Source organism: Frankia sp. AgKG'84/4, assembly GCF_023242965.2.
GTDB lineage: Bacteria > Actinomycetota > Actinomycetes > Frankiales > Frankiaceae > Frankia.
In genome coordinates, this window is record NZ_JALKFU020000114.1 from 1 (window position 1) to 11,837 (window position 11,837).

General features: G+C 69.9%; 12 protein-coding genes. 11 read left to right on the forward strand and 1 reads right to left on the reverse strand.

The window, feature by feature from the left end; all coding sequences use genetic code 11:
- Positions 1 to 82: 82 nt before the first annotated feature.
- Together MXD58_RS10065 and MXD58_RS10070 are read left to right on the forward strand one after the other, a co-directional pair.
- Positions 83 to 1,114, forward strand: a complete 1,032-nt coding sequence (locus MXD58_RS10065; protein ID WP_248836455.1) for a 3-oxoacyl-[acyl-carrier-protein] synthase III C-terminal domain-containing protein — start codon at positions 83 to 85, stop codon at positions 1,112 to 1,114.
- Between the two features lie 128 nt (positions 1,115 to 1,242).
- Positions 1,243 to 1,824 carry a TetR/AcrR family transcriptional regulator gene (locus MXD58_RS10070; RefSeq protein ID WP_248836456.1) on the forward strand — a complete coding sequence of 194 codons (582 nt, stop codon included), beginning with the start codon at positions 1,243 to 1,245 and terminating at the stop codon, positions 1,822 to 1,824.
- 22 nt (positions 1,825 to 1,846) lie between these two features.
- Here MXD58_RS10070 and MXD58_RS10075 read toward each other — a convergent pair whose 3' ends face one another.
- Positions 1,847 to 2,272, reverse strand: a complete 426-nt coding sequence (locus MXD58_RS10075; protein ID WP_248836457.1) for a nuclear transport factor 2 family protein — start codon at positions 2,270 to 2,272, stop codon at positions 1,847 to 1,849.
- A 139-nt stretch (positions 2,273 to 2,411) separates the two neighbouring features.
- On the opposite strand from MXD58_RS10075, the gene MXD58_RS10080 reads away from it, so the two are divergent.
- The 9 genes from MXD58_RS10080 to MXD58_RS10120 all read left to right on the forward strand — a co-directional run.
- On the forward strand, positions 2,412 to 3,332 hold the full coding sequence (locus MXD58_RS10080; protein ID WP_248836458.1) for an MBL fold metallo-hydrolase: 921 nt from the start codon (positions 2,412 to 2,414) through the stop codon (positions 3,330 to 3,332).
- Positions 3,333 to 3,442: 110 nt separating this feature from the next.
- The gene (locus tag MXD58_RS10085) at positions 3,443 to 4,228 is read left to right on the forward strand and encodes an SDR family NAD(P)-dependent oxidoreductase (protein ID WP_248836459.1); all 786 of its coding nucleotides are present in this window, start codon (positions 3,443 to 3,445) and stop codon (positions 4,226 to 4,228) included.
- A gap of 50 nt (positions 4,229 to 4,278) precedes the next feature.
- Positions 4,279 to 4,701, forward strand: coding sequence for a lipocalin-like domain-containing protein (locus MXD58_RS10090; protein WP_248836460.1), 423 nt, complete (start codon positions 4,279 to 4,281; stop codon positions 4,699 to 4,701).
- A gap of 135 nt (positions 4,702 to 4,836) precedes the next feature.
- Positions 4,837 to 6,291, forward strand: a complete 1,455-nt coding sequence (locus MXD58_RS10095) for an FAD-binding oxidoreductase (RefSeq protein ID WP_248836461.1) — start codon at positions 4,837 to 4,839, stop codon at positions 6,289 to 6,291.
- Between the two features lie 811 nt (positions 6,292 to 7,102).
- The gene (locus MXD58_RS10100) at positions 7,103 to 7,855 is read left to right on the forward strand and encodes an AfsR/SARP family transcriptional regulator (RefSeq protein WP_250609243.1); all 753 of its coding nucleotides are present in this window, start codon (positions 7,103 to 7,105) and stop codon (positions 7,853 to 7,855) included.
- Positions 7,856 to 8,130: 275 nt separating this feature from the next.
- Positions 8,131 to 9,399: a beta-ketoacyl-[acyl-carrier-protein] synthase family protein gene (locus MXD58_RS10105; protein WP_308301935.1), complete on the forward strand. Its 1,269-nt coding sequence runs from the start codon at positions 8,131 to 8,133 to the stop codon at positions 9,397 to 9,399.
- A 29-nt stretch (positions 9,400 to 9,428) separates the two neighbouring features.
- Positions 9,429 to 10,646, forward strand: a complete 1,218-nt coding sequence (locus tag MXD58_RS10110; RefSeq protein WP_308301936.1) for a ketosynthase chain-length factor — start codon at positions 9,429 to 9,431, stop codon at positions 10,644 to 10,646.
- Between the two features lie 2 nt (positions 10,647 to 10,648).
- Positions 10,649 to 10,900 carry an acyl carrier protein gene (locus MXD58_RS10115; protein WP_248836464.1) on the forward strand — a complete coding sequence of 84 codons (252 nt, stop codon included), beginning with the start codon at positions 10,649 to 10,651 and terminating at the stop codon, positions 10,898 to 10,900.
- Between the two features lie 14 nt (positions 10,901 to 10,914).
- Positions 10,915 to 11,837 (forward strand): aromatase/cyclase (locus MXD58_RS10120; protein WP_250609244.1); only part of this gene is annotated, 923 nt, incomplete at its 3' end.

Sequence of the window (11,837 nt, forward strand, 5' to 3'; positions counted from 1 at the left end):
CGAGGCCACGACCGCGACGACCTTCCGGCAGTGGGCCGAGGACGTGTTCAAGCCCGCCTTCCTGGCCTAGGCGCGGCAGGCGATGAAGCTCGCAGGACGTCTCGGCATCCGCTCCGTCGGCGCCTGGCTGCCGGAGTCCACAGAGTCGATCAAGGAAGAGGTGGACGGCGGGCGGCTGACGGCCGAGGCGGTCGCACTGCTGGGTGTCACCGACGTGCCGGTGTCCGCCGAGCTGTCCGCACCGGAGATGGCCGTGCGGGCGGGGCGTGCGGTGCTGGAGCGGGCCGGCTGCGATCCCGCGGCAGTCGGCGTTCTCGTGCACGCCTGGGTCTACCACCAGGGTCTGGAGGTGTGGTCCGCGCCGCACTACCTGGCGAACGAGCTCGGCCTGTCGTCGTCGGCTCTGCCCACGGGTGTGCATGAGATGTGCAACGGCGGCACGTCCGCGCTGTATCTCGCGGCCGCCAGCCTGCTGGCGGATCCCGCCGTGAGCGCGGCCCTGGTCACCACGGGCGACCGGTTCGGTGCGCCGGTGTGGGACCGCTGGCGCCAGCACTCCGACATCGCCTACGGGGACGGCGCCACCGCCACGCTGTTGCACCGGCCGGATGGTCGGCCCGACGAGCTTCGCCTGCACTGCCTCACCCACGCGTCGGCGGGCTGGCTCGAGGCGCTCAACCGCGGCAACGCACCGTTCAGCATGGCGCCGATGGAGAACAAAACGACGCTGTCCTCCGCCCAGGTGCGTCAGGAGTTCTACGCCGAGCACGGCAAGAAGCGTCTCGCGGAGTCCGCCGTGAGCTGCGTGCGGACCTCGCTGGCAACGGCGCTGGCGGAGGCCGAGCTGGAGCCGGATGACCCCCGCATCCGGCTCGTCGCCGTACCCCGGCTTGGCCCGCGCCTGATCCACGTGATGTATGGCGCGTCGCTCGGACCGCTGCAGGGCAAACTGACGCACCTCGGCCGTCGCACGGGACATCTCGGCGCGGGGGACATGGCGGCGAACATGGCCGACATCGTCGAGCAGCGGATGCTCGAACCCGGCGAGTTCGCGGTCGTGCTCGGCTGCGGCGGCGGGTTCACCTGGTCGACGGCGGTCGTCCAGGCAGGGTGACGACGGAGTCCGCCGGCGGACCGGGCCACCCGCGCCGGTCCGCCCGCGGACACCCGCGGCGGAACTAGACTTTGGGTGTCCGGAGATTCACGGTCGTCCATCGATCCACGCACGAGGGGTAGGTCTTCATGCCGCAGACCGAGCGACCCCTGCGCGCCGATGCCCGCCGTAACCGGGAACGCATTCTCACCAGCGCCGGCGATCTGTTCGCGCGTCGCGGCAACGACGTGCAGATGGAGGAGATCGCCGCCCACAGCGGTCTCGGGATGGGCACGCTCTACCGGCACTTCCCCAGCAAGCGTGATCTGCTGATGGCGGTTGTCCGGGAACGTTTCCAGGGCATGAGCCAGCTCGCCCTCGACGCGGAGCGGATCGATGACCCGGGCCATGCGCTTGAGGCGGTGCTGCGCGGTTATCTCGAGGCGGCGGAAGGTGACGCGGCCTTTCAGCTCGCCATACTCGGTTCCCAGGGGCTGAGCTGGGACGGCGTCGAGCAGCAGAAGGTGGAGTTCGCCGACATCGTGGCCCGCATTATCGACCGGGCTGTCGCCGCCGGCCGCCTACGAGCCGACTTCAGCGTCGCGGATTTTCCCATGCTGGCCTGCGGAATCATGTCCACCATGTACTTCCAGCCCGGCGGGAACGCGGACTGGCGCCGTCACCTCGACCTTGTCCTGGCCGGCATCCGGGCGCCCGGCACCCCGGGGTGATCCGGGCGCCGGGCGCGCGTGCTCAGTCGTAGGTGACGTGCCGTGACCTGGTCAGCAGCTCGCCGTCCACCTCCACCAGCACGTCGTGCATGACGCAGCTGACGAAGACCGGCTCACGCCGCGGGCGAACCTTCGTCACCAGGCAGTAGGCGGTCGACCGCAGCGCACCGTCGTCGAGCCCGGCCAGATTGATCATGGTGATCAGGTGGCGGCGCTGCATCGGATCGTCCTCGAAGCCGCGGTGGAAGTCCGCCAGGTCCTCGATGATGCCGGCCCGGGTGCGGGCCGGCGGCCGGCCGGGGGAGTGGGCGAACTCGGCGTCCACCGAGAAGGTCTCGGCATAGCCGGTGATGTCGCGAGCGTCCAGGCGTTGCATCTGCGCCGCGTAGAACTGCTGGACCCGGGGATAGAGAATGCCGAGGTCGAGCCCGGCCGAAACAGCGCTCACGGTGCCTCCCATATCTCGGGGATCTCCGGCCCAGTGTCGGCCCGGCCGCTCAAGCACTGGTCAAGCGGCGGCGTCGCCCGGAGCCCGCGGCGGAGTCCGGCTTGAGCGGCACTGGAGCGCAGGTGTCAAAGGTGACGGCATGGCGACGACATTCACCGGGGAACCGACACTCACCAGGATCGCGGACGGGGTGCACGTCTATCAGCAGCCCGATGGCGGCTGGTGCCTGAACAACGCGGGCGTGCTCGCCGGCGGCGGCCGGACGGTACTGGTCGACACCGCGGCCACCCAGGAGCGGGCCCAGCAGCTGCGTACCTTCACCGTGGCCGCGACCGGCACCGCGCCGAGCGCCATCATCAACACGCACGCGCACGGCGATCACACCTTCGGTAACTTCGTCTTTCCCGAGGCGCTCGTCCTCGCGCACGAGCGGACCAGGCGGGAGGCCGAGCGGGTCGGCCTGCACCTCACCGGACTGTGGCCGGATGTCGAATGGGGCGACATCGAGCTGGTGCTGCCCCACCTGACCTTCACCGAGCCGCTGGCGATGTCGTTCGGCGAACTCGACGTCGAGCTGGTCTCGTTCGAGTCGGCGCACAGCGCCTGTGACACGGCGCTCTGGTTGCCCCGCCAACGTGTCCTGTTCGCCGGGGACCTGGTCATGTCGGGGGTGACGCCGTTCCTCCTGACCGGATCGGTGGCCGGTCTGCGCTCGGCGCTGATCCGGCTGGGGGAGTTCGGACCGGCCGTCGTCGTGCCCGGCCACGGCCCGGTCGGCGGGCCGGAACTGCTCGACGAGATGCGGGACTACCTGGACTGGCTGACCGAGCTGGCGCGGGTGGGCCTCGCGGAGGGACTGTCCCCGCTGCAGGTCGCCCGCAGGGCCGATCTCGGCAGGTTCGCCGGACTGGTCGACAGCGAGCGGCTGGCGCCGAACCTGTTCCGGGCCTACGACGAGGCCAGTCCCGACAGCGCCGGCGTCGGCGTAGAGGTCGATGTCGACGAGATGGTCGCCGCCATGGTGGACCTCCACGGTGGCATGCCGGCCTGCCACGCGTGACGTCGCGGCACCGTCCGTGTACGCCGAATACAGGTGCTTTAGCAACATTCGAGGACCGACTGGCACGTTCACGTCCATTGAATCCGTCAACATGTGGGGAGCGGACACTCATGGCCGACCGCGAACGGCAGGTTGCCCTCGTCACCGGCGCCACCAGTGGCATAGGGCTGGAGATCGTGACATCTCTCGCCAGGAACGGCATGGCGGTGTTCCTGTGCGCACGAACGGCCGAAACGGTGGCCGCCACCGTGAAGGAACTTCGGGAGCAGGGCCTTGAGGTCGACGGGTCGGCCTGCGACGTGCGGTCCCGCGTGCAGGTCAGGGAGCTCGTGCGACAGGCGGTCGTCCGGTTCGGGACCGTCGATGTGCTGGTCAACAACGCGGGTCGACCGGGCGGCGGTCACATCACCGAGATTTCCGACGAGCTGTGGTCAGACGTCATCGAGACCAATCTGAACAGTGTCTTCCGGGTCACGACCGAGGTGCTCAGCACGGGCGGCATGCTCGGCCGCGGCCAGGGCCGGATCATCAACATCGCGTCGACCGGCGGCAAGCAGGGCGTTGTGCACGCCTCTCCCTACTCCGCGTCGAAACACGGGGTGGTCGGCTTCAGCAAGGCGCTCGGACTCGAACTGGCCAGGACCGGTATCACGGTGAACGCGGTGTGTCCCGGCTTCGTCGAGACACCGATGGCCGGGCAGGTGCGCGAGCACTACGCGGACATCTGGGGCGTCGAGCCCGCCGAGGCATTCGCCCGGATCACCGCCCGGGTGCCGATCGGCCGTTATGTCGAACCGGCCGAGGTGGCCGCGATGGTCGGGTACCTCGTGACCCCTGCCGCGGCCGCCGTCACGGCCCAGGCCCTCAACGTCTGTGGCGGCCTCGGCAACTACTGATCGTCCGGCGCCGGAACCAGGCCGTCGGCCCCAGCGCGCCAGGAGGGCGTATGCCGTCTGCGGAGGATCTGAACGGAGCCTGGCAGCTCGTCGACCATTTCTATCTCGGTGATGACGGTAAGGCCAGCACCGGGCCGCTTGGAAAACGGGCCGAGGGCCTGCTCATCTACCATTCTGACGGATTCATGGCCGCGAGTCTGATGCGCACGGACGATCCGACAGCGGACACGCCGGCGGGAGTGGATTCCGCGCCGGTCACCTATCTGGGTGCCGTCGAGCGGTTCCTGAGCTACTCGGGACGCTGGCAGGTGGACGGCGACCTCGTCGTCCATGAGGTGGCCGTTGGCTCCCACCCGCGCGTGGTCAACACGCGGCAGTGTCGCGAGGCCAGGCTCATCGACGACGTGTTGACCCTGCGCAACCGCGTCGCCGGTGAGGACCGGTACGTCGTCATGGAATGGCGTCGCGCCTGATCACGGGCCCGTTTCGGACGGGCGGGAAATCCCGCTGTATAGCGGCGGTCCCAGGTTTCCGTCGACGGTTTTCTCCCGCGGCGGACGAAAAAATACACGTAGCCGCGGAAGGAAAACAGCGAAGTGACACCGTACATGAGTCGACGCGCGGCGTTGAAGGCCGGCGGGGCGGGCCTGGCCGCCTACTTCGTGGAGACCGCGGTAGGCGCGGCGCCGGCCCACGCCGGCGCCGCCACAGCGCGCGACCTGAGCCTGGCCCTGCGCGGGAAGGTCCTGCTGCCCGGTGATCCCGACTACGACGCGGAGCGGGTCGGTTTCAACACGCTGGTGCAGCACCATCCGAATGCCATTGTCATGGTGGAGTCGGCGCGGGACGTGGCCACCGCGGTCGGTGTCGGGGCGCGGATCGGCTGGCCGATCGCGGTGCAAACGACGGGACACGGCGTCAGCGTTCCCGCCGACGGCGCCCTGCTGATCAACATGCGCGGGCTGACCGGCGTCAACATCGACGCGGGCGCCAGGACCGCCACCATCAGCGGCGGTGTGCGGTGGCGGGACGTGGTCGCTGCCGCGGCTCCGGTGGGGCTGCTGCCGCCGGTCGGCTCGACCTCGAACGTGGGAGCGGTCGGGTACGTGACCGGCGGCGGTGTGCCGATCATGGGCCGGACCTACGGCTACGCCGCGGACAGGGTCCGGTCGATCGACCTTGTCACGCTGGACGGCAGGCTGCGGCGCCTATCCGCGACCCGCGAGCCGGACCTGTTCTGGGCGGTGCGCGGCGGCAAGAGCAACTTCGGTGCCGTCACCGCCTTCGAGATCGACCTGCTGCCGCAGGCGCAGGTGTATGCCGGCAATCTGACCTTCCCCGCGGCCTCGGCCGAGGAGGCGTTCCGGGCCTACGTCCGGTGGACCGAGGGTGTGTCGGATCAGCTGACGTCGGTCGCGACCTTCCTGCGCTACCCGGACGTGCCGCAGGTTCCGCCCCAGCTGCGCGGGGTGTTCGTGCTCCTCATCCGGATCGTTTATGTCGGCTCGGCGCGGGACGGGGCCGCCGAGATCGCCGCGCTGCGGGCCCTGGGTCCCAGCGCGGACACGGTGGCCGAGATCCCGGTGGACCAGGTTGACACGGTCTTCAGTGTGCCGACGACCCCCGGTGCCACGCCCACTGCGAGCGGTCTCGTCGGTGGTCTGAGCGACGACGGCGTCGCGACGATCCTGGCCGCAGTCGGCCCGGGTGTCACCCTGCCGGCCGGGTTCGTCGAGATCCGCCACATGGCCGGTGCCTTCGGGCGCGGTCCGTCGACGGCGAACGCGCTGGGGCACCGGGACGCGGAGTTCCTCGTGTTCATCAGCAACACGGTGCCGGATACTGTCGCTCCGGAGCCGGTCGAGCAGGCCCAGCAGAGGATTGTCGGCCAGCTCGGGCCGGTGCTGACCGGTGGGCGCGTCCCCACCTTCCTCGGCCCGCTGGACACCAGTGTCGAGGCCGTCCGTAGCGCCTACGACCCGGCCGGCTGGAACCGCCTCCTGAAGATCAAGAAGACTTGGGACCCGCGTAACCTGTTCCGCATTAATCACAACATCCGCTGATCGGTCATCCTGGCCACCCGGTCCGCCCGGTCGGCGGTGGCGACAGCCGCGACGCTGTGGATCTATCGGGAACTGACGACCCCCGGAGGGTGCGACCGCCCGCCCCCGGGGGTCGTCGTTTGCCCGGGCACTGGCACCGGCGGGACTGCCGTGCCGCGTGTGTCGATTTTCTGACACGATCTCCGGTCCGTTTCTCGGAGTAAAAAGATTGCCGACGCAACCGGTCACCGGCCGGGTGGACAAGCGCCTGACCTGCGAATTCGCTAAAACCAATTGCGTGAAGCCCGGATGGCCGCGCGCGTGGTGCTGCCGGGTCATCTGTGGACTGTGTGCGTTCACCCAAAGCGTCTTTGCGGGAGTTGGCATGCGAGGATGTACTGATGTACGGTCCAATATGAGAACTCGGTCCGGTTCATTGTGGAGACCCGTGAAAGATTTTCTGGAGAGACTTCGTTTCGCCGGAGGGATTCGTTAGGACCCTGGTCATCTGACAGAAAGTCGCGTGGCGGGCGGCCGCAACGGAGCCGGCTACGGTGGCGATCTCTTCGACCCGGATCGGGTGCGTGGGCTCGGCGGCCCACCGACCACTGATCCGCGGGACTGTCGTACGGGGGATTCATATCGGCGTCAGGAGGATGCCTGTCGGCCCCATGTGCCTGGTGGTCACCGGTTTTCTCCATGCCGGTATGCCGTCCGTCCGGTCGACCGACCTCCGCTCGCCCGTGTGGCTGTGGACGGATTGTCGACCGGCGCGCCAACTGGCCTTCGATGGAGATTTCCAATGGTCGCAGACAATGTCCGGATAAACCTCTTGGGAGCGCTTGAGGTGGACCACACCCACACTGTGGGTGGCACCTTTCCGCTGGGAATAACGGCCGCCAAGCCCCGTCAGGTACTGGCGATGCTCGCCATCAACGCTGACTCGATGGTGAGTACCGACCAGCTGATCGACGAGCTCTGGCCCTACGGTCCGCCGAGTACGGTGAAAACGATCGTACAGACCTACGTCTACCAGCTACGCAAGATCCTCTCGCAACGCTTCGAAACGCCGCGGAGCACGGAGCTGCTGGTCACCCGGCCCGGCGGGTATGTACTGGCCCTCCCGCGCGACAACGTCGACGTCTACCGGTTCCAGGAACTTGTCCGGGCGGGCCGGGCGGCACTGGGCGAAGGCTGCCCCACCAGGGCCGCCGCGCTGCTGAGCGAATCGCTGCGCGTGTGGCGGGGCCCGATGCCGACGGACGTCATCGCGGGTCCCTACCTGGGTGGCCTCAACGTGTACCTGCAGGAATACCGGCTGGAGGCGGTGTCTCTGCGGATCGAGGCCGATCTGGCGAACGACCGGCACCGGGAGATCGTCGGCGAACTCCGGTCGCTGGTGGCCTCCCACCGGCTGCATGAGTCGTTCCACCTGCGGCTTATGCAGGCCCTGCACCGGTCGGGGCGGCGGGGGGAGGCGCTGGCCGTCTACCAGCAGTTGCGGCACATCCTGGACGACGAGCTGGGGCTGGAACCCTCGCCGGAGGCGAAACGGCTGCAGCAGGAGATCCTCGTCAGCCACTGAGCCACTGAGCCACTGAGCCACTGAGCCACTGAGTCGCTGGATAGAGCACGGATATAGCGGTGATTGAGGCGGAATAACTAGTTTCCATTTCGACACGATGGTGTGGCGGTGGTGCGGCGCGGTCTCGCGTGCATGCTCCCCGGCCAGCTGTCACGGGAACGAAGTGGAGGTGGAACCGGGATGCCTGTCGAGGTGGCGATGGATGTTCGGCGGCCAGGTACCGTCGCCCGAACGAGCCGGCGAACGAGTCCGGTGGATACGAGCGGTGGTGCGCGGTGAACCGTCGCGTGGTGATAACTGGAATGGGTGTCAGGGCACCGCGGTCGCCGGGTAAGAAGGAATTCTGGGAGCTGCTGTCCGCCGGGCGGACGGCAACCCGGCGTATTTCCTTCTTCGACCCCTCGCCGTACCGTTCACAGGTCGCGGGTGAGGTCGACTTCGATGCCGCGTCCGAGGGACTGAGCCCCCGCGAGGTCCGGCGGATGGACCGGGCCACCCAGTTCGCCGTGGTCTGCGCCCGCGACGCGGTCGCGGACAGCGGGCTCGACCTCGGCGCCCTGCCGGCGGACCGGGTGGGGGTGAGTCTCGGCAGTGCCGTCGCGGCCGCCACCAGTCTCGAACGGGAGTACCTGGTGCTGTCCGACTCGGGCCGGCGCTGGGAGATGTCGCCCGACCATCTCTCGCCGCACATGTTCGACTACCTGGTCCCCAGCGTGATGTCCGCGGAGATCGCCTGGACGGTCGGAGCGGAAGGCCCGGTCGCCATGCTGTCGGACGGTTGCACCTCCGGCCTGGACGCCGTCGGGCACGCCGCGGCGCTGATCCGCGAGGGCAGCGCCGACATGGTGGTCGCCGGGGCGGCCGACACACCGATCACCCCGATCGTGGTCGCCTGCTTCGACGCGATCAGGGCGACCTCGACCCACAACGACGATCCCGAGCACGCCTCCCGCCCGTTCGACGCCAGCCGCAACGGCTTCGTGCTCGCCGAGGGCGCGGCGATGTTCGTGCTGGAGGAGCTGAGCGCCGCCCGCGCGCGCGGCGCGCACTGCTACGCCGAGGTCGGCGGCTTCGCCACCCGATGCAACGCGTACCACATGACGGGGCTCAAGCCTGACGGCCGGGAGCTGGCCGAGGCGATCCGGGTCGCCCTCGACCAGGCCCGGCTGGCTCCGGAGGCGGTCGACTACGTCAACGCGCACGGCTCGGGCACCAAGCAGAACGACCGGCACGAGACCGCGGCGTTCAAGCGGAGCCTCGGCGAGCACGCGTACCGGACGCCGGTCAGCTCGATCAAATCCATGGTCGGGCACTCGCTCGGCGCCATCGGCTCGGTGGAGATCGCCGCGTCGCTGCTCGCCATCGAGAACCAGGCGGTGCCACCGACGGCGAACCTGCACACGGCGGATCCGGACTGCGACCTCGACTACGTGCCGAACGAGGCCCGCGATCACCACATCGACACGGTGCTGACCGTGGGCAGCGGGTTCGGTGGTTTCCAGAGCGCGATGGTGCTGACCCGGCCGCGGCGCACGGCGGCCTGAGCCCGCTTACCCCACAGGAGGGAGTTCCCGTGAGCGTCATCACCGGGCTGGGCGTCGTCGCGCCGAACGGAATCGGCGTCAAGGAGTTCTGGGCGGCGACCCTGGCCGGCCGCACCGGAATCGCGGAACTGGACAGGTTTGACACCACCGGCTACCCGGCGAGGCTCGCCGGCCTGATCCGGGACTTCGACCCGATCGATCACCTGCCCAGCCGACTGCTGCCCCAGACTGACACGTCCACCCGACTCGCGCTGACCGCCACCCAGCACGCCCTGGCCGACGCGGAGGTGGATCCCGCCGGCATCGCCGACTACGACATGGGTGTCGCCACGGCGAACGCCTCCGGCGGCTTCGAGTTCACCCACCGCGAGTTCCACAAGCTGTGGTCACGAGGCCCGGCGCACGTCAGCGTGTACGAGTCGTTCGCCTGGTTCTACGCGGTGAACACCGGCCAGATCTCGATCCGGCACGGCATGCGCGGACCGTCGAGCGCCCTCGTCGCCGAGCAGGCCGGCGGCCTCGACGCGCTGGGCCAGGCGCGGCGCATGATCCGCGGGGGCACCCGGCTGATGGTGGGCGGCGGCGTCGACTCGGCCTTCGACCCCTGGGGGTGGCTTGCGCACCTGTCCAGTGGCCGGGTCAGTCTCGACCCGGATCCGGCCACGGCCTACCGGCCCTTCGACGCCCAGGCGAGTGGCTACCTCCCGGGCGAGGGCGGCGCGATCTGCGTCCTGGAGGACGCGGCCGCGGCGCGGGCCCGCGGCGCCCGGGTGTACGGCGAGCTCGCCGGCTACGCGGCCACGTTCGATCCGCACCCGGACACCGGCCGTCCGCCGGCGCTGGGCCGGGCCGCCCGGCTCGCGCTGGCCGATGCCGGCGTCGCCACCGCTGACGTGGACGTGGTGTTCGCCGACGCGGCCGGCGTGGCGGATCTCGACCGGGCCGAGGCGGCGGCGCTGCGGGAGCTCTTCGGCGCGCGCGGGGTTCCCGTCACCGCGCCCAAGGCGCTGACCGGCCGGCTCTTCTCCGGCGGTGGCGCCCTCGACGTCGTCAGCGCCCTGCTCTGCCTCCGCGACGGGCTGATCCCGCCGACGTTCGGCACCGCCACGGTGCCTGCCGGGTACGGCCTTGATCTCGTCCTCGGTGAGCCCCGCCAGGTGGCGGTGGACACCGTCCTCGTCCTCGCCCGGGGCCGCTGGGGCTTCAACGCCGCGGTTGTCCTGCGAACCTTCCAGAACAGGAGCTGACCATGGCCAAGATGATGACCATCGACGAACTGCGGGCCATCCTCGTCGACTGTGCCGGGGGAGACGACGCCGTCCTGCCCGGGGACATCTCGGCGGTCCCGTTCGACGAGCTCGGGTATGACTCCCTCGCGCTCATCGAGACCGCGGCCCGGCTGCGGTTGGACCACGACGTGCTGATCCCGGACGAGGAGATCGCCGAGGTGCGGACCGCCGGGGAGCTCCTCGGTAAGATCAACGACCGGATCGCGGTCTGACGATGGACACCACGATGACCCACACCGCGGTGGTGGCGGCGCCGGTGGCCGAGGTCTACCGGCTCGTCGCCGACGTGACGCTGTGGCCGGTGGTCTTCGGGCCGACCGTGCACGTCGAGCATCTGCACCGGACGAGCCGCGACGAGCGGTTCCAGCTCTGGGCGCTCGTCGGCGGGCAGGTACGGACCTGGGTGTCGCGCCGCGAGTTGGACCCGGACCGCCATCGCATCACCTTCCGGCAGGAACGAAGCCACGCCCCGATCGCCGCGATGGCCGGGGCGTGGTCGCTGCGCCCCGACGGCGCCGGGCGCACGGAGGTCGTCCTCGACCACGTCTTCTCCGTCACCGACCCGGCCGAACTGGCGGCGATCAGCGCGGCGGTCGACCGCAACAGCACCGAGGAACTGGCCGCGCTGCGCCGGTTCGCCGAACTCGGCCCGCCGCTCGACGAGCTCGTCGATACCTTCTCCGACACGGTCGTCCTGCCCGGCCGCCTCGCCGACCTCTACGACTTCATCAACCGGGGCGACCTGTGGCCGCAGCGCCTGCCGCACGTCGCCCGGGTGGCCCTCACCGAGGACGAACCCGGCATCCAGCACCTGGAGATGGACACCGTCACCGCTGACGGCGCGACGCACACCACCCGGTCCATCCGGGTGTGCGCCGCGCCCGCGAGCATCGCGTACAAGCAGCTCGTGCCACCGGCGATGCTGCTCGGCCACAGCGGCCGGTGGCAGTTCACCGAGCGGCCGGACGGCGTCGAGGTGACGGCCACGCACACCGTCGCGATCGACCCGGCGGCGGCCGAAGGGGCCCTGGGCGCGGACGACACCCTCGCCCGTGCGCGCCGCTACCTGCGCGCGGCCCTCGGCGTCCTGCCCGAGGACGTACGGGCCACCGTCACGCGGCGTACCGCCGGCCCTGCGGTCCCCGCGGA